11 protein-coding genes are annotated in these 17,873 nt (G+C 62.1%); 4 read left to right on the forward strand and 7 right to left on the reverse strand.

The genetic code is table 11. The annotated features are described in order from the left end of the window. Nucleotides 1–48: 48 nt before the first annotated feature. From J3R75_RS15705 to J3R75_RS15730, 6 genes are all read right to left on the reverse strand, one after another. On the reverse strand, nt 49–1,956 hold the full coding sequence (locus J3R75_RS15705; RefSeq protein WP_307263469.1) for a sulfatase-like hydrolase/transferase: 1,908 nt from the start codon (nt 1,954–1,956) through the stop codon (nt 49–51). Between the two features lie 93 nt (nt 1,957–2,049). Further along, on the reverse strand, nt 2,050–2,697 hold the full coding sequence (locus tag J3R75_RS15710; protein WP_307263471.1) for a hypothetical protein: 648 nt from the start codon (nt 2,695–2,697) through the stop codon (nt 2,050–2,052). Next, nucleotides 2,672–4,060 carry an AI-2E family transporter gene (locus J3R75_RS15715; RefSeq protein ID WP_307263473.1) on the reverse strand — a complete coding sequence of 463 codons (1,389 nt, stop codon included), beginning with the start codon at nt 4,058–4,060 and terminating at the stop codon, nt 2,672–2,674. The genes J3R75_RS15710 and J3R75_RS15715 overlap by 26 nt, the downstream gene beginning before the upstream one ends. A gap of 82 nt (nt 4,061–4,142) precedes the next feature. Further along, nucleotides 4,143–5,276 carry a cysteine desulfurase family protein gene (locus J3R75_RS15720; RefSeq protein WP_307263476.1) on the reverse strand — a complete coding sequence of 378 codons (1,134 nt, stop codon included), beginning with the start codon at nt 5,274–5,276 and terminating at the stop codon, nt 4,143–4,145. Between the two features lie 100 nt (nt 5,277–5,376). Continuing rightward, the gene (locus J3R75_RS15725) at nt 5,377–5,871 is read right to left on the reverse strand and encodes an NUDIX hydrolase (RefSeq protein ID WP_307263479.1); all 495 of its coding nucleotides are present in this window, start codon (nt 5,869–5,871) and stop codon (nt 5,377–5,379) included. Nucleotides 5,872–5,969: 98 nt separating this feature from the next. Next, nucleotides 5,970–7,073 carry a mannose-1-phosphate guanylyltransferase gene (locus tag J3R75_RS15730; protein ID WP_307263482.1) on the reverse strand — a complete coding sequence of 368 codons (1,104 nt, stop codon included), beginning with the start codon at nt 7,071–7,073 and terminating at the stop codon, nt 5,970–5,972. Between the two features lie 801 nt (nt 7,074–7,874). Here J3R75_RS15730 and J3R75_RS15735 point away from each other — a divergent pair. Together J3R75_RS15735 and J3R75_RS15740 are read left to right on the forward strand one after the other, a co-directional pair. Continuing rightward, a complete protein-coding gene (locus J3R75_RS15735; protein WP_307263485.1) occupies nt 7,875–14,021 on the forward strand; it encodes an MG2 domain-containing protein in 6,147 nt (2,048 codons plus the stop codon). A 672-nt stretch (nt 14,022–14,693) separates the two neighbouring features. After that, nucleotides 14,694–15,386, forward strand: a complete 693-nt coding sequence (locus J3R75_RS15740) for a four helix bundle suffix domain-containing protein (protein ID WP_307263487.1) — start codon at nt 14,694–14,696, stop codon at nt 15,384–15,386. A gap of 278 nt (nt 15,387–15,664) precedes the next feature. Here J3R75_RS15740 and J3R75_RS15745 read toward each other — a convergent pair whose 3' ends face one another. Beyond that, nucleotides 15,665–16,396: a metallophosphoesterase family protein gene (locus J3R75_RS15745; protein ID WP_307263490.1), complete on the reverse strand. Its 732-nt coding sequence runs from the start codon at nt 16,394–16,396 to the stop codon at nt 15,665–15,667. Between the two features lie 197 nt (nt 16,397–16,593). Between J3R75_RS15745 and nadD the strand changes: the two genes are divergently transcribed. Beyond that, on the forward strand, nt 16,594–17,298 hold the full coding sequence (gene nadD / locus J3R75_RS15750; protein ID WP_307263492.1) for a nicotinate (nicotinamide) nucleotide adenylyltransferase: 705 nt from the start codon (nt 16,594–16,596) through the stop codon (nt 17,296–17,298). A gap of 70 nt (nt 17,299–17,368) precedes the next feature. Further along, on the forward strand, nt 17,369–17,830 hold the full coding sequence (gene rsfS / locus J3R75_RS15755) for a ribosome silencing factor (protein ID WP_307263494.1): 462 nt from the start codon (nt 17,369–17,371) through the stop codon (nt 17,828–17,830). The last annotated feature ends 43 nt before the right edge of the window (nt 17,831–17,873 follow it).

A 17,873-nucleotide genomic window follows, 5' to 3' on the forward strand; every position in this document is an offset into this window, starting at 1 on the left:
ACCATTCCGGTGTTTGGGCGGAGCCCTTTTGAGCATAAACTGCAGGCACTAATTATCAAGAGGGATAATGAAATTTAGCATGTCTTGCCGCGCTTTGCTGAGTAGGGGGCGGTTCTGGCGGTAAAACGCGGCTGGATCTTTGCATGGCTGGTCCTGCAGGTCGCTGACGCTGCGCTTGGAGTACAGATTGTTGTCGGACATGGGGAACACCGCCTTGTGATTGTTGCTGATGAAGGCCACCAGGTCCCAGCCGGTGACCAGCAGGTACTCGCGCGAGCGGTCGCCTGCCAGTAGATTCACGCCGTTGCTGTAGGTCACTGCGGGGTTGCTGACGCCGAGCAACGGCGCGAGCATGGGCACGATGTCGCAGTGGTGGCTGAGGCCGCTGTAGATGCCCGGCGCGATGCCCGGGGCGTGGATCAGCAGGGGCACGTGGATTTGTTCCTCCACAAAGGTCGAATTGTGGCCGACATGGCCTTTTTCGAAGAATTCTTCGCCGTGGTCGCCGGTGATGATGACCATGCAGCGGTCACTCAGGCCGAGTTCGTCCAGGGCGGCGATGATCCGGCCAAACTGGCTGTCGAGGCAGCGTGCGGCATTGACATAGCGATTTTTGAGCGCGGCGGCGTCTTCCGGCCCGAGAGTGTTGTAGTTGATGCTTTCGAGGTAGGGTTCGCGGATGACGCAGTCGGGACAGAACTGGTAGGGCGAATGCGTCACTTCGAAGAAATTGAAGAGAAAGAAAGGCTGCCTGTCGTTTTCCTGTTCGTGGAGGAAGGCAATGGCCCGGTCGGTATTGCGTTGGTCGCGTTCCCAGGCTTTGCCGCGGTCGTCTTCGTGGAGGCATTCCGGGGGCAGTTCCGCGAAGATCGTCTGGGTGAATTCCGGGTAGCTGAAGCGAGCTGAGGTCTGGCAAAGGAACTGATAGCCGTCTTCCTGGAGCCAGTCGATGAGCAGGGGGCTGCGGTGCGCCTTCAGAAAGGGATACCAATAGTTGCCGTAGAGGCCGTAGAACATGGCGAAGACCCCCGGGCGCGTGCCGTAACCGCCGCTGTAGTGCCGGAGGAAGCGCTGCGAGCGCTGGGCGAAAGCCCAGGTCGCCGGCATGATGTCCGGCCGGAGCATGTCGGCTCGCAGCGACTCGCCCAGGAGCCAGATGATCGGTGGGCGTTGCCGGTCGGCGTCACGCACGATGGGCTGGCGGGGATAGTTCAGCAGGGCGGGCTGGCGGCAATCGACATCGAGGGGGGTGTAGTCGTCGCGTTCGGGTTCATGGCCGCCGATGGAACGCAGAAAGCGCCGCATGCGCAGGGTGAAGACGAGGGGCAGGGCGTCGATGGCCGTCAACGTGGTATTGTGCCGGTAGAAATCCGCCAGGCCGGTGCAGAGCAGGGATAGGCAGAGCGACAGGACGAAGAGGGTGCCGAAGAGGTACTGCAGCCAGGGCCTGAGCAGGCCGGTCAGCCGCTGGTGGACAGCCCGGCCCTGCCGGCTGAAGGTCACCAGCGCCGCATGCAGCGCCGCCAGCGCGGAAACGCCCGCGAGGATGGGCAGGATGCTGTTGTATTCAATGCCCATGGACTCGAAACCGCCGGGCGTGATCAGCAGATTCCAGACCAGGCCATTGAGGTGATAGCCGAATTTCTGCAGCATGACGCCGTCGCTGATCAGATAGAGCTGGCAGAGAAAGGCCGCCGTGCCGGCAAAGAACCAGCAGCTGCGCGTCGGCCGCGAGTCCCGCCCCCAGCGGTCGCTGCAGAGCCGCGCCTGGTAGGAAAAAAAGATTGCCGGCAGCAGGTAGATGACCGTGTATGCCAGCCAGCTGCTGGCGAGAAAAACCGCCCGGAAGGGACCGTCGCCACTGTCGTCATACCACACGAACCAGCCCGTCAAAGGCAGGGTCAGCAGGATGAGCGACAACGAATAGACTGAAAAACACAGTGCGGGGGGGTGCATAGGGAGGACGTGAGGGCTGCTGGTAGAGGGAAAAAATGTGGGGACTCAATAAAGCAGGGGGAACATGCAGGCTAGATTTCAGCTCAATCTGCGCTAGCGCTGGCGGCCTTGGCGGGTTTTGACGACGACTTTGCCGTCGCTGATCGTGAGCGCGTCAAGCTGCCGCAGCCACGGCGAGTTGTTCTCCATCAACAGCTGGCCGAGATTTCTTTCGTTGATTTTCTTCAGAAGAAAATCTGGCAGGGGCTTGTCGCCGACCATGACCTTATTGACGTTGAGGTTGATTTTGCCGTCCTGGGCGCTGGCGGCGATGGTGAAGTCGCCATTGACGTAGCGGCCCTCCAAGCCGGGCACGTCATGTAGTTGCAGGCTGGTGGAGGCCACGATCAGGTCGCCGTCAACGGCGAGCGACAGCCGCTGGCTGAGATCCTTCCATTCAGGGACGACGGCCAGCAGCTGGTTGAGTTCGGGGCCGCTGACCTCAATGGTTTCGGCGCGGCCGAGCTCGACGGCCTGGCGGGCCTTGCCGTAGATGCGGCCGAGCTTCTGGGTCTGGGTGCGATCGACGTCGGTCGCCGTGAACTGGCGAGGCTGGTCGCTGGTCCAGCTGTTGCGCAGATGGCGGAAACTCAGCCAGCTGGCCAGGATCGCCAGCAGCACCAGGGTGACGCCGACGCCGGCGACGATGGCCAGAATCCGCAGCACTTTGTTCGGTTTAGGAGGCTGTTTTTGCGTGGCCATGGGCATATCTTTCCGGCTGGTACTTGAAACGGGTGCTGAAGATGTAAAGGCAGAGGGCGCAGAGGCCGCTGATCAGCGGGCCATAAATGATGCCCACTAGGCCGAAGGTCTGTAGACCACCCAAAATGGAGAAGAACAGCGCGATGTAGCTCATGCCAGTACGGCCGCCACTCATGAACAGCGGCCGGAGAATGTTGTCGACGTTGGCGACGATGCCGCCGCAGCAGATGGCCAGGAAGATGGCGCTGCCCGTCTGGCCGGTGATCAGCAGGTAGCCGACGGCGGGGACCCATACCAGCGTGGTGCCGACGAAGGGTATCAGCGAACACACGCCCAACACGGACCCCCAGAACAAGGCCGGGATGCCGACAATCCAGAAGAGAACCATGGCGATAATCGCCTGAGTGACCGCTGTGCCCAGAATACCCACCAGCACGGCCTTGGCGACATCGCGAATGCGCGTGATGAACTCGTCCTGCTCGCTGTCACCTAGGGGCGAGATGCGTTTCAAATAGCGGATGAAGGTGCGGCCATCCCGAAACGCGTAGAACATCACAAAGAGCATGATGAAGAAATTCAGCACGATCATCCAGGTCTTGGCCAAGGCCCGGAAAATGTTGTCGAGGAGAAAACTGAGGACGCGGCGGCTGGCGTTGACGATGATTTTGCCGAGGTCGGGCTGCGTATCCTCCAGAAGCGGATCGCTGTCAGGGGCCGAGGTGCCGCTGGCTGCCGCGGTTGTGCCGGCGGTTGGCTTGGCCGGCGCGCTTTTGTCTTTGTCTGCTTTGTCGTCGCCGCTGGGTGTCGGCAGCATGGGCAGATCGAGATTGGTCTTGTCAATGACCGTGTTGATTTTATCGTGCAGGTCGTACTTGTCGATCAGTGCCTGCAGTTGTTTTTCCATCTGGCCGTCCTGAATCCAGCGCAGGCCGGCGCTCATGCTGCTTTGGCCTTGTTTGATGACATTGACGGTGAAGAAGGCCAAGGGAATGACGATACAGCAAAAGACGGTGACGACGGAGATCAGCGCGGCGAGGCGTTCTTTGCTTTTGCGCCAGGTGCGGGTCCGCGCACGCAGTTGAGCGGGCGACCATGCGCGTGCGCCTTTCTTCCGTAGGCGGCGCGTGGCGCGACTCAAGTAGTGGACGAGCCGGCTGACGCGTCCATGCAGTGGCGCCAGCATGGTCGCACCCAAGACGCCGAGGATGATCGCGTGCAGAAAGAAGCGCACCATGTAGACCATGCTGATGAACAGCACCAGCGTCAGCACCAGAAAAGCCAGCTTGGCGATGTTTGGCGCCCAGCTGTGGCTGTCGTCACTGGTGGTTGGCATGGTGGCTGGGGCGTTGTGCGCTTCGGGCATCGAGGGGACCTCGTAGTTATAACAAGAACGGGCGGGGCGGGCGGCGTGGCTCGCCTGACAATCAGTAAATGGCTAATATACCCTAATATCGTGCCAAGACACGCTCCAGCGCCGCCAGCAGCGCGTCAATGTCGCGCGCTGTCGTGGGCGGGCCGAGACTGACGCGAATGGCGCCGCGGGCGAGTGTTTCCGGCACGGCCAAGGCTTTCAGGACGTGGCTGATGTCCTTGCTTTCCGCGCTGCAGGCGCTGCCGGTGCCTACCAGTATTTGTTCCTTTTCCGCCAACAAGCGCATGATGACGGCACCCTCGTAGCCTTCAAAGGCGATCATGGTGATATGCGGTGCGGCGGTGGGCGGTGACAGCACGCGGCAACGATAGCGACCGAGTCGCTGCAGGCCGTCCATGAGTCGCCTGGACAGCACCTGGTGCTGCCGGCGCAGCTCCAGCATGGCGGTGCAGACCATCTCAGCGGCATCCGCAAAGAGTACCGCGCCAATGGTGTCCACCGTGCCCGAGCGCATGCCGCGCTGCTGGCCGCCACCGAGAATCTGCGGTGCCGGCGCGTGGTCGCGACGGACAATGAGGGCGCCGACGGCCGGTGGCCCGCCGATCTTGCGCGCCGAGAGCGCCAGCAGGTCGATGCTGGCCGCCTGCCAGGGGATGGGGCATTTGCCCAGGCTTTGCGCCGCGTCAACCAGCAGCGTGGTATTTTTGCCGAAGACCTGGTGCCGGCAAGCCGCGAGGTCCTGAATGGCGCCGGTTTCGTTGTTGACGTGGCTGAGCGCGAGCAAGGCTGGCGGGTGCTGGAGGTCGAGAATGACCTGCCCCTGCGGTGCCAGCGGCAAAATGCGCCCGGGCTGGCCGCGCGTGAGGCGCGCGTGGAAAGGCGCGAGCATGGCCGCGTGGGCGCCGGCTTCGCAGTGGATTTCCTGCTCGGGGCCGCAGGCGAAGCCCTGGATGGCTAGGTTCAGCGCTTCGGTGCCGCCGCTGGTCCAGATTACCGACGCCTCGTCGGGGCTGCTGCCGACGCAGGCCAACAGGCGCGCTTCGGCGTTGATGATCGCCCGCCGGCAGTATTCCGCATAGCAGCTGCCGCCGTGGGGATTGACGACAAATTCGCGGTGGTAGCGACGGATGCGTTCCAGCAAGTCGTCGGAAAAGGGCATACCGGCCGCGTAATCGAGATAGATGGCTGGTTTATTACTGGGCAGCATCGCGTGTCCTCCCTAGGCTGTGCGCTGTGCCACGGGCCGTGTCGCGCGCGTCGGCCGGCCGTGGTTGCGCTGACATCGTCACGCTGCGTCAACTATGGGGTCAGTAGCGTACGTAGCTCCAGGACAATGGCCGGTCGTTTTCGTAAGGCAGGTAGCCGTGAAAGCAGCGCGGGTCGTCATCAAAAAGCAAAGGCAGAAAATAGCGGTCGCCCTCCCACATGGGCAGTTCGGCCAGCTTGGCGATGGGCACCCACTGCAAAGGGCCTTCATTGCTAGCGGCGGCGACGTCACCGGTGAAGCGCTCAATCAAGAAGATGAAGGCCAGCCAGTCTTCGCCTTTCGGGCCAAAGCCCGTCCAATTCACGGTTCCGCGCAGGGTCATGGCGCTGACCGTGATGCCGGCCTCCTCGCGGATTTCGCGGGTCATGCAGCTGGCGATGTCCTCATGGGCTTCCATGTGGCCGCCGAGGCCGTTGTACTTGCCGAATTGCTCGTCGTCCTGGCGGGACACGCGGTAGGTCATAAGCACCCGTTGGCGGTCTGGAGACAAGACGTAGCCAAGGGTGCTCATGATGGGGCGATAACACGCTGACATGTATTCACTATTTCCTGATTCATGCCGGCCAGGAGGCTGCTGGCTGGAGGGAGGCCGGCAAGCCGGCCGGCCGGCTTGGTAAAAACTACTGGCGCTATTTACAACTGTGTGGCGCCGCGATCCCGCAGGGAAATCACGATCTTGCGGACATCCTGGGCGCGGTTCTTGGGCATGACCAGCACGGCGTCGTCGCCGACAACCACGACCATGTCCTTCAAGCCGACGGCGCCGACGGCGATTTTCTTCTGGCCGCAGGCATTGTAGACGATACTGTCATTGCAGTCAATGACCACCGGGTCGCCAACGCGCACATTGCCGTTATTGTCGCGCGGGAAGGTGCGGTCCAGGGCATCCCAGGCGCCGACGTCATCCCAAATGAAATTGCCGGGCACGACCATGACGTTGTGGGCTTTTTCCATCAGCGCATAGTCGATGGAGATATTGGGCAGCGCGTCAAAGATGCGGGCGGCGCGGTCGGGATCGTTGGCCATGAGAGCGTCGGTGAGGTCTTCCAGGGTCTCGGCCATGACGGGGTTGGCGTGGCCGAATTCGTTCTGGAAAGTTGACAGACGCCAGAAGAACATGCCGCTGTTCCAGTAGAAACGGCCGGACGCGATGTACTTGGCGGCTTCGTCGGCCTTGGGCTTCTCTTTGAAGCTGGCGACGGAAAACAGCGGGTAGGCCTTGTCGTCACCAAGCGACTTGGCGTTGGCGGCCACTTCGATATAGCCGTAGCCCGTTTCCGGCCGGACAGGCTGGATGCCGACCGTGATCAGCGCGTCATTCTTCTCCGCGACGTCCATGGCGTTGCCGATGGTGTTGACGAAGGGCTCGGTGTCCGGTATGCGCTGGTCGGCAGTGAGCACGCCCATGGTCAGCTCTTCGGGCGACAGGTTGGTGCGCGCCAGAATCGTCGCCGTGGCGTAAATCAAACAGCCGGCGGTGTTGCGGCGGCAGGGCTCGGCAATCACGTTCTCGGCTGGTATGCCCAGTTCGGCGTCCTGAATGGCCTTCTGCAAATGCGAGCTGGTGGCGATGAAAATGTTGGCGGGCGGTACGATCGCCATGCTGCGCTCGACTGCTTCCTCAAGTAGAGACTGGCCGCTGCCGGTCAGGGTCAGCAGTTGCTTCGGTTTGGTAAACCGCGACAGCGGCCAAAAGCGTTCGCCAGTGCCGCCCGCCATGATGACAATCACTTTCATAGTTGTGTCTCCTTGTTGCTTTGCGTTGCAGTGCGATAACTAGCCGCCCAGACCCCGTGGACGACCGCTCAATGAACATAACTGTACAACGCCTTTTCACGCTTCCAAACCACCAGCGGAAAATTGCCCCGAGGTAATGCCTCACCCATTGATGCTGGATGCACGACATGCCTCTCGCTGGCGCGGTGGGACGCGGCGTGCCTCGCCAATGTGGCGCCCTCCGGGCGCAATTCTATGTTGCTGTCATACCCCGGGTTGCGGCGCCCTCCGGGCGCCTCACCCGGGGTTACGCATGGTGCGGCCCTCCGGGCCGAACTTGGCCGATCAGGCGACTTGCTTTGTCCGGTTCGGGCCGAAAACCACCATCATTCAATATTCATGTTTTTGTGCCGTAGGCGCTCCCAAGAGTCCAAGAGGTCCTCAAGCAGTCCCTGGCGTCCAAGGCGTCATTCCCCGCGGTCCAATTCGTCCCCACGGTCCAATCCATGGGATCATGCCTCATGAGTCCGTGAGTCCTCGCCCCAGTGCGCCGCGCCAATTAGTCCCCACGGTCCTAGGCGTTCCTTGGAACCGCCAGTATCAATGGGTAAGGCATTACGCCCCGAGCTCATTTTGTATTAGTGATCCGTCCGCTCCGACCGCTCCGACCGCTCCGACCGATCGCCGTTGCGGCCGTGCCGTGCCTGCCTGGTTGTTTTTGGCAACATTTGGCGCATATTGCCTGTTTAATAAGCGTGCATGCCGGCTCGCGCCCCGGGGGACGCGGCGGTCTTCAGCGGTGAACAACAAGGAGTGATGGTCATGGCGAAGTCAATGTGGTTGTGGGCCGTGATGGCGTGTGTGGGCTGTGCCGCGCTGGCGCAGGACGTGGATGCAAAACTGAAAGAGGCGGATAGGCTCAGGGCGGCGGGCAATTACCGCGAGGCCTTTGCCATCTACCAGGTGCTGCTCACCGCTCCCCAGACGCAGTTGCCGAGTGACCGCGCCGGCGCGGCTTTCGTTGCGGCGACGGAGTGCCTGCAGCGCCTGAACGAGGTCGCGGAATGGGATGCGTTCCTGGCGGATTGCGTGGCTCGGCGCCCCGGCGATTGGCAGCTGGCGCTGGCGGTGGACGAAGCCATGGAAAGCATTCCTCACTACGGCCATGTCGTCGCCGGCGAGTTTCGGCGGGGCGATCAGCGCGGCGGCAACTGGGAGCAGTTCCGCCGGGTTGAACTGTACGACCGCCGTGTGCAGTTGCGGCTCTTCCGGGTTTCCTATGAGAATTTCCTGCGGGACCTGCCGACGCTGAGCAGCGGCCACCCAGCGGAATACTGGGGGGCCTATGCCAGCGTTCTGCGAGGCTCGCAGTCGTGGCGCCTGCAAGTCCTTACCGACCTCGATGCCGAGCTTGACGTCACTTCTGCTGAAGAGGATGCCGACGATCCGCCCGGCGCGCCCGTAGACAACCAGGGCGAGCCCATTTTTTACCAGGTGCCCGTGACTTTCGCCGCCGCCAAAAATGACGGCGAGCGCTGGCGCTGGGTGCTGTCGGAGATGATCAACAAGGGCGATGAGGCTTGCCAGGACCGCGCCCGTTTAGAGTTGGCGGATTTTCTGCGCGAGAATTTCGGCGTGCAGACCCTGCAGAGTTCGCCGTGGTTCTACCGTCCCCGCGACAAGGACGAGCTCAGCGGCATCAGCGCCTTGCAGGTGTTGCGCGATGACGAGAGCATGGCCCGCCTCGCCAACGGCGTCCGCCGGATCGCTCTGCCGGATGAATTCAACTATATCAGCATGTATACCGCCCTCGCCGAGGGCGACAGCCCGCAGGCCGAGTCGGCGCTGTGGCGGCTGGTGGAGGTCTACGAGAACCGCCGGCAGTACGACAAGGCCTTGCGCTGGCTGCAGCGCGGGGTGGAGCTCTGGGGCGGCAACGAAGAATTTACCAGGCGCATGGCGGCCATCACCGGGAACTGGTGCGAATTTCGTCCGGGCAAGGCCCAGCTGGCTGGGCGGCGTGGGGAGGTGGAGCTCTGTTTTCGCAATGCCCGCGCGGTCACCCTGAGCGTGCAGCGGCTGGACCTGCCGGCGCTGGTGCGCGAATCGCAGCAATACATCGAACGAAAGCGCGACGATCGGAATCTGGACTGGCAGCGGATCAACTTACAGGCGCTGCCGGAACTCGTGCTGGCCGATGGCGGCGAGAAGTACCTGCTGGGAAAACCCGAATCCTGGGAGCAGCCCTTGCAGCCCAAGGAGCGCCATCTGGACACGGTGACGACCATCGCGCTGCCCGTGCAGGACGCCGGCGCCTACTGGGTCACTGCGACCATGCCCAACGGCAATGTCGCCCGGCAAATGCTGCTGCTCGACGACATCAAACTGGTCCGCAAAGCCACCGACAACAGCATGTCCTGGCAGCTTCTGAACGCCGCCAGCGGCCAACCCATCGCCGACGCCAAAATCGATTTCTTCGGCTGGACGACGGTCTGGGACAACGCCAACAAACGCCAGAATGTCATCACCCGGCGCCTGGCGGAATTAACCGACGCTGATGGCTTTGTGCATTTGGACGCCCGCCGCCTTGGCGATCAGCAACGGTTTATGCAATGGCTGGCCGAGGCGCGCACGGCGACCGGCCAGTACTGCTGCCATGGCTACGGCTACACCCGTCCCCGGCCATTGTCCAAGCAGTCCTTTGTGCAGCACAGCGTGTTCGGCATCAGTGACCGGCCGGTCTATCGCCCCGGCCACGTCGTTCACTACAAATTCTGGGCGGCGCAGGTGCACTACGAGCTCACGGGGAGCAATCCGCTGGCAGGTCGGTCCTTTGATGTGGAGCTCAGAAATCCCCGCGGCGATGCGGTGATGAGCACGGACCTGACGGCTGACCGCTTTGGCGGCGTGGACGGGTCGTGGACGGTTCCCGCCGACGCGCCCCTGGGGCAGTATCACCTCAGTATCCGCCTTGACGACAAGCGTCGCTACTACGGCTCGCTCTCGTTCCGGGTTGAAGAATATAAGAAGCCCGAGTTCGAAGTGCTGGTGGACCTTCCCGAGGAGCCGCCCATGCTGGGCGACAAGATTGCCGTCGGTGTCCGCGCCCGCTATTATTTTGGCGGGCCGGTGAATGAAGGGCGGGTCACGGTGAAGGTGCTGCGCTACGATCATGAGGATCGCTGGTGGCCCGTGCGTCACTGGGACTGGTTCTACGGCAATGGCTATGGCTGGCTGCTCGAAGACTACTCGTGGTATCCCGGCTGGGGCCACTGGGGCTGGAAGTGCCCGTCGCCGCCGTGGCTGCCGTCGTGGCGTTTTTCCAACGAGCCGCCGGAAGTCGTTTTGCAGCTGGAGCAGCCGCTGGCGGCCGACGGCACGCTGCAGGTCGTGATCGATAGCGCTATGGCCAAAGAGATGCTCGGCGACCGTGATCACCGCTATGAAATTACGGCCGAAGTGCGCGACCAATCCCGGCGGACCATAGTCGGCCAGGGCAGCGTCATTGTGCCCCGGGTGCCATTCATGGCTACGCTGTGGCTGGACCGGGGCTATTGCCGCGTCGGCGAACAGGGCATGGTCTTCGCCCAGGCCCGGCGGGCCGATGGCAAGCCCGTCAAGGGGCAGGGCGTGCTGAAACTCCTACGCATTCGCTACGCGCCGGACGGCACGCCCAGCGAAAGCGTCGTACGCGAATGGCCGCTGGCTAGCGACGCCGATGGCCGCGCCCAGCAGGCCTTCAGCGCCTCCGAACCCGGCCAGTACCGTCTGGCCTGGACCCTGCAGGACGATAAGGGCCGCCAAGGTGAAGGCGCCGCAATCGTCATCATCCGCGGCGAGGGCAGCGATGACCGCGCTTTCCGCTACAACGGCCTGGAACTCATTCCCGACAAGGCGGAATACGCGCCCGGCGAAAGCGTCCAGCTGCTCATCAACACCGAGCAGGCTGACAGCGTCGTCATGCTTTTCATCCGGCCCGTGGATGGCGTCCTGCCCAAGCCGCAGGTGTTGCGCCTGCAGGGGCGCAGCGTTGTCGTGCCCATTGCCGTCAGCAAGGCCGACATGCCCAACTTCTTCGTGGAAGCCTACACCATGGCCAAAGGCGTCTTCCACAATGTCGCCCGCGAAATCATTGTGCCGCCGGAAAAGAAGGTGATTGACATCGAGACCGTGGCTGCTGAGAAGGTCAAGCCCGGCGCCACCACGGAGTTGACCCTGCGTCTGCGCGATCACGAGGGACGGCCCGTCGCCGGCTCAGTGGTGGTCGCTGTCTATGACAAGAGCCTCGATTACATCGCCGGCGATAGCGTCGAACGCGATATCCGCGCCGCTTTCTGGAAATGGCGCCGCAGTCACCACCCGGATATCCACGGCGCGGTCATGGCCTGGCTGCTGCGGAATCTCCTCAAGGAAAATGAAAAGGGCTACCCCTACATCGGTACCTTTGGCCAACTGTTGCTGGATATGGACGACGAGGACGGCCTGGCAATGTTGGGCGCGCCAGGACGCGCGCGTGTACGGTATAAAAGATCCGCTGGTGTGGCTCTTGGTGCCATGCCCATGGGCGCGCCCGTCGCCGATATGTCCCTGGCGGTCAGCGGCGTAGGGGGCTTTGGCGCTGCCGGCGGTGGCTTTGCCGGTGGTGGTGATGGCGATGGCGGAATGGCCGCGCCGGTCCTGCGCAGCAACTTTGCCGACACGGCGCTGTGGGTGGCCAGTCTGGACGTTGCCGCCGATGGCCTGGCCACGGTCAACATTCCCATGCCTGACAGCCTGACGACCTGGAAGGTCCAGGTCTGGGCCATGGGCGACGGCGTAAGCGTCGGCAACGGCGCCACGGAGATCATCACGGCCAAGGACATGATGGTGCGCCTGCAGGCGCCGCGCTTCTTTGTGCAAAAGGATGAGCTCATGCTCAGTGCCATGGTCAATAATCATCTCGACGCGGCCAAGGACGTCACGGTCCTGCTCGAATTGGACGGACCTTGCCTGGAAGCCTTGGATGCGGCGCGTAAGGTCGTCCGCGTGGACAGCCGTGGCGAAGCCCGGGTGGACTGGCGTGTTCGCGTCCGCCAGGAAGGCGAGGCCGTCATCCGCGTCAAGGCGCTTACGGACCAGGAGTCCGACGCGATGGAACAGCGCTTCCCCGTCTATGTGCATGGGCAGGACAAACTGCTGGCCACCTCTGGTATGCTGCGCCCCGACGACCGCGAGGGCCGCATCAGCATCGCCGTCCCGGCCGAGCGCCGGCCGGAGACTACTCGCCTGACTTTGCGCTGGTCGCCGTCGCTGGCCATGGCGATGGTCGATGCCGTGCCCTATCTGCTGGACTACCCCTACGGCTGCACGGAACAGACTCTCAATCGTTTCCTGCCTGCCGTGCTTACCCAGAATACCCTGCGTGAGATGGGCCTGTCCCTGGAGGACATCGCCGGCAAGCGCGCCAATCTCAATGCCCAGGAGCTGGGCGATCCCCTGGAACGCGCTGCGCAATGGCGCCGCTATAAACGCGACCCGGTCTTTGATGAAGCCGAAATGGGCGCGATCGTCCGCAAGGGCGTGGATGACCTCAGCGCCATGCAGTGCAGCGATGGCGGTTGGGGCTGGTTTAGCGGCTGGGGTGAGCGCTCATGGCCCCATACCACCGCACAGGTGGTGCATGGCCTGCAACTGGCCGCGCAATGCCGCGTGGTCGCGCCTGACGGCGTCCTCGAACGCGGCCTGCAATGGCTGGCGAAATACCAGCAGGACGAACTCACCAAGCTGCGGAACCACGACCGCAATGCGCCCGCCAAGGAACCCCGCAAACGCCACGCGGATAATCTCGACGCGATGGTCTACCGCGTTCTCGCCGAGGCCGGCAAGGCCGATCCGGCCATAGCCGACTATCTCTACCGCGACAAAACGCAGCTGTCCGTGTATGGCCTGGCGCTGATCGCTCTGGGCTACCACGCCGCCGGCGATGCGCGTCTGCACGACCTCATGCGCAATCTCAGCCAGTATCTGGTGCAGGACGACGAAAATCAGACCGCGTGGCTCAATCTGGGCAACGGCGGCTATTGGTGGTGCTGGTATGGCGATGAAATCGAGGCCCACGCCGCCTACCTGCGCCTGCTGGCCGCAGCCGAACCCGCCAGCGCCGTGGCGCCCCGGCTGGTGAAGTACCTACTCAACAACCGCAAACACGCGACCTACTGGCGTTCCACCCGCGATACCGCCGCCTGTCTGGAGGCCTTCGCCGCCTACCTCAAGGGCAGCGGTGAAAGCAACCCGGACATGACTGTCGAGGTACTGTTCGATGGCCAGCGCGTCGCAGAAAGCCGCGTCACCAAAGACAATCTCTTCACTGGCGATTTCACGGTGCAGCTCACGCCAGAACAGCTCGCCACGGGCGAGCACGTCCTGACCCTCCGCAAGCACGGGCAGGGCCCACTTTACTACAACAGCTACTTGAGCTACTTCACCCTCGAAGACCCCATCGCCGCTGCTGGCCTTGAACTCAAGGTACAACGGCGCGTCTTCAAACTCATCCGCGATGACGAGCACATCCACAGCGCTACCGCCACTGGACAGGTCGCCGACAAACGCGTGGAGCGCTACCGCCGCGAACCTATCGCCCCCGACGAAGCCCTCGCCAGCGGCCAGCTCATGGAAATTGAGCTGGTCATCGACAGCAAAAATGACTACGAGTACATCCTCCTGGAGGACTTCAAGGCCGCCGGCACCGAGCCCGTCGCTGTCCGCAGCGGCTACATCCCGGGCACCATGGGCGCTTACGTGGAATTCCGCGACAACCGCGTGGCCTTCTTCCTCCGCAGCATTGCTCGCGGCACCCACAGCCTCAGCTATCGCCTCCGAGCTGAAATCCCCGGACAGTTCAGCGCCCTCCCGGCCGTCATCACCGGCATGTACGCCCCCGAATTGCGCGGCAATAGCCACGAGGCCAAAATCCGCGTGGTGGACAGGTAGGGGAATTTTATGGGACGTATGAGACGTAGAGGACGAAGGGGGAGGGTGGATGGGACGTATGGGACGTAGAGGACGTATGAGACCTATGTGCAGGGGACGAATGGGACAGATAGGACAATGGGACAGATAGGACAATGGGGCAGATGGGGCAGATGGGGCAGATGGGGCAGATGATGCGCCAAAAACATACGTCCCCTAGGTCCCATACGTCCTATTCGTCCCCTGCCACCACCCATACGTCCCCTAGGTCCCATACGTCCTATTCGTCCCCTGCCACCACCCATACGTCCCCTAGGTCCTATACGTCCTATTCGTCCCCTGCCACCACCCATACGTCCCCTAGGTCCTATACGTCCTATTCGTCCCCTGCCACCACCCATACGTCCCCTAGGTCCTATACGTCCTATTCGTCCCCTGCCACCACCCATACGTCCCCTAGGTCCTATACGTCCTATTCGTCCCCTGCCACCACCCATACTTCCCCTAGGTCCTATACGTCCTATTCGTCCCCTGCAACTTCAAATTCTTTTTTTGCAACAATCTATTCTTTTCCTGCAACTTTCCCTACGTCCCCTAGGTCTTACACGTCCTATACGTCCCATCCACCGTCCCCAACCACCCATTCACATCCGGCGTTATCGCTCACAGCCTATACAGCGAGGGAGGAATTCCATGAATCAGGGGTTTATTCCGCCGCATGGCGGTTATGAGGCGTTGCACAGCTACCAGAAGTCGCTGATTATCTTCATCGCGACCTACTACCTGGCGGGGAAGTGGGTGCGCATGGGCTCACGCACGCGCGACCAGATGGAGCAGTCGGCGCGTTCTGGTAAGCAGAATATTGTGGAGGGCAGCCTGGCATCGGCCACCTCGAAGAAGACAGAAATCCATTTAACCAAAGTTGCTCGGGCCAGTATCGGCGAATTGCACGAGGATTTCAAGGACTTCTTGCGGCTACACCAGTTGCCAATTTGGCACAAGGAGGACGCGCGCATGCTGGCCATACGGGCTTTGGGTCACGAGCAGGCCACCTACGAGAGTTATCAGCCATATATCGAAAGCAATGATCCGGAGATCGTTGGCAACGTGATGGTCTGTCTCTGCGCCCAGGCCGGGTACTTGCTTGATCAGCAGATCCGCGAGCTGGAACAGGCATTTCTTAGCGAAGGCGGTATTCGTGAACGCATGACCCACGCTCGGCTCGAGGCACGCGGCGAAGCGCAGTCCGCCATGCTGCCGGCTTGCCCGCTTTGCGGCAAGCCCATGAGGCGGCGCACGGCTCGTCAAGGCGCCAATGTCGGCAAGCCTTTTTGGGGCTGCTCCAGCTACCCCGACTGCCGCGGAACGAGAAAAGTCGAAGAGTAGGGGGGGAATGATAGGACGTAGAGGACGTAGGGGTGGTTGGCAGGGGACGTGTGGGACGTGGGGGGGGCAGGGGAGGTATGATAGGACGTATGGGACATAGAGGACCTATAGGACCTATGTGCAGGGGACGAATGGGACGAATGGGACGATAGGAAGGGGACGGATGGGGCGCCGAAAACATACGTCCCCTAGGTCCTCTACGTCCCATAAGTCCCCTCAATCTTCCCCTCAATCTTCCCCTCAATCTTCCCTGCCCACACCATAGTCGTCAACTTCTTCTACTGTCCCCATTCGAGGCGGCTGGCGAGGGATTCGGGGAGGCCGGCTTCGCGGATGCGGTTTTGGGCGGCGACGACGTCGTATTTAACGCGGAGGATGCTGACGCTGCGTTTGTCGGTATCGTAGAGCATGGCGCTGGCGCGGGGATCCTGGTCGCGGGGTTGGCCGACGGCGCCGACGCCGACCATGACGGACACATTGGTGGGGATGATGAGGTTGCGGAAGAGTTCGAGGGTGAGATGGTGTCCGGGTTGGTGCATGCCGAGGAGCGGCACGTGGCTGTGGGCGGTGAAGCTAAGGGGCTTTTTCTGGAAGAGGAAGTGCATGGCGGCGCGGCGTGGCGAGAGGATGTAATGCCATTCGGGGAAGGGCTGGTTGGAGGCGTGGGTGACCTGGAAGTCATCGCCGTCGAGTGATGCGGGCAGGGCGTCCAGCCATTCGAGTTGTTCGACAGTGAGGGCGCTGCGGGTCCAGCTGATGACATTGGCGGCCTCTTCGCGGACGGCTGCGGTCATATTTTCGGGGTGGACGGCGTAGGCGTCGTGGTTGCCCTTGACGCTGCGGATGGCGCGGCCGCGGATGAGGTCGATGCATTCGCTGGGGGCGCCGCCGTAGCCGACGACGTCGCCGGCGCAGATGATGTCATCGACCGCGAGGCGGTCGATGACATCGAGGGTGGCCCACAGGGCGTCGACATTGCCGTGGATGTCACCGATGATAGCGATGAGCATAGACTGCCATTCTTCGTCCGTTCAAGGCGGTTTTGGTCTCACAACTCGAGTTTGCGTGGCGTTGGCATGGCGGCAAATGGTTCTGTGCGTGTTGCCAGCGTTGAGATTTGCGATCGAAACGGTATAGTAAGCCGCATTCACGAGCCAACTTTTAGCGCAAAGCATGCAATATAACCTGTAGCTTCCGGAGTTCCATTTTGAGCGCGGATCCTTTTGTCAGCCCCACTGGGGTAGGGCCCAATGGCGACTTGCCCTTCGCCCGTTCGCAACGCCTGGCGGTATTTGGCGGGTCATTCGATCCCATTCACAATGGCCATTTGCAGTTAGCCAGGCGGATCATTGAGTTGGGTCAGGCCGACGAGGTGCTGTTTGTGCCGGCTTTCCGGCCGCCGCATAAAGCCGAGGGGGCGCTGAGTCCGGCGTTGGACCGCCTGGCGATGCTCAAGCTGGCGTTGGAGCCCTTTGTGGACTTCAGTTATTCGGATATCGAGCTGCAGCGTGCGGAGGAGTTCTCGTACACCTACGACACCATGACGATCTTGCGCAAGATTTATCCTGATTGCGAGATTTGTTTCATCATGGGCATGGACAGTTTGCGGCACCTGCCGGAGTGGCATCGTGCGTCCGAGCTGGTGCAGCATTTCAAGTTCATCATTTATCCCCGTCCGGGGGTCATGCCGCCGGCCTACACGACCTTGGCGCAGGCTTTTGGCGAGCGCAATGCCATGAAGTTGTTCGGGTCGGTGCTGTCCGGCGACGACATTGTGCTCAGCGAGCTCTCGTCGTCGGCGATTCGCGCGGCCTGTGCTCGTGGCGAGGACCTGGAGCAGGCTCTGCCGGTGCCGGTGTGGAAATACATTGTCGAACATCATTTATATCAGTCGGCCTCGCCCGCCCAGTGATTGATCGCGCAGCCCCGGCGTGGCCGGCCGTGACGCCTAGACCGCAGCGTACCATCCCAGAGGAGAAAACATGACAGACCAGTTGCCGCCGAATCTCGATGCCGAAGCCATTGCGCGCCATTGCGTGACGGTATGTGAAGAACGCAAAGCCGCTGACATCCTGCTCTTCGACGTCCGCGAGCAGTCGATTCTGGCGGATTTTTATGTCGTTTGCAGCGGTACGTCAATGCCGCATGTGCGGGCTTTGGCGGAGCACATCCGGCTGGCGATGCAGGATCAGGGCTTGGCGGCGCGTGGTCGCGATGGCGGCCATGACAGCCAGTGGATCGTGATGGACTACGGCGTGATCATGGTGCACATCCTCATGCCGGATTTGCGGCGTTACTACTGCCTGGAAGAGCTCTGGGACAAGCGCAAAGTCATCTATCAAGGCGGCGCGCCGCTGCCGCCCGTGCGTCCGGGGGCAACGCCGGCGCCGCTGCCGCCGCATCAGTTGGCGCGGCAGGACGAAGAGCGTGCTGAGCAGGAATGACCCGCAGGCACTAGCCGCTAAGCCGCCACCGATCTGATTCGCA

It is taken from the genome of Oligosphaera ethanolica, assembly GCF_030814695.1.
In the GTDB taxonomy this organism is placed as follows: domain Bacteria; phylum Verrucomicrobiota; class Lentisphaeria; order Oligosphaerales; family Oligosphaeraceae; genus Oligosphaera; species Oligosphaera ethanolica.

What these genes read in the sequence shown, in the direction of transcription:
- J3R75_RS15705 (WP_307263469.1), bottom strand. Translation starts at nt 1,956, where the DNA reads ATGCACCCCCCCGCACTGTGTTTTTCAGTCTATTCGTTGTCGCTCATC.
- rsfS (WP_307263494.1), top strand. Translation starts at nt 17,369, where the DNA reads ATGACAGACCAGTTGCCGCCGAATCTCGATGCCGAAGCCATTGCGCGC.
- J3R75_RS15710 (WP_307263471.1), bottom strand. Translation starts at nt 2,697, where the DNA reads ATGGCCACGCAAAAACAGCCTCCTAAACCGAACAAAGTGCTGCGGATT.
- J3R75_RS15720 (WP_307263476.1), bottom strand. Translation starts at nt 5,276, where the DNA reads ATGCTGCCCAGTAATAAACCAGCCATCTATCTCGATTACGCGGCCGGT.
- J3R75_RS15735 (WP_307263485.1), top strand. Translation starts at nt 7,875, where the DNA reads ATGGCGAAGTCAATGTGGTTGTGGGCCGTGATGGCGTGTGTGGGCTGT.
- J3R75_RS15725 (WP_307263479.1), bottom strand. Translation starts at nt 5,871, where the DNA reads ATGTCAGCGTGTTATCGCCCCATCATGAGCACCCTTGGCTACGTCTTG.
- J3R75_RS15745 (WP_307263490.1), bottom strand. Translation starts at nt 16,396, where the DNA reads ATGCTCATCGCTATCATCGGTGACATCCACGGCAATGTCGACGCCCTG.
- J3R75_RS15730 (WP_307263482.1), bottom strand. Translation starts at nt 7,073, where the DNA reads ATGAAAGTGATTGTCATCATGGCGGGCGGCACTGGCGAACGCTTTTGG.
- J3R75_RS15740 (WP_307263487.1), top strand. Translation starts at nt 14,694, where the DNA reads ATGAATCAGGGGTTTATTCCGCCGCATGGCGGTTATGAGGCGTTGCAC.
- J3R75_RS15715 (WP_307263473.1), bottom strand. Translation starts at nt 4,060, where the DNA reads ATGCCCGAAGCGCACAACGCCCCAGCCACCATGCCAACCACCAGTGAC.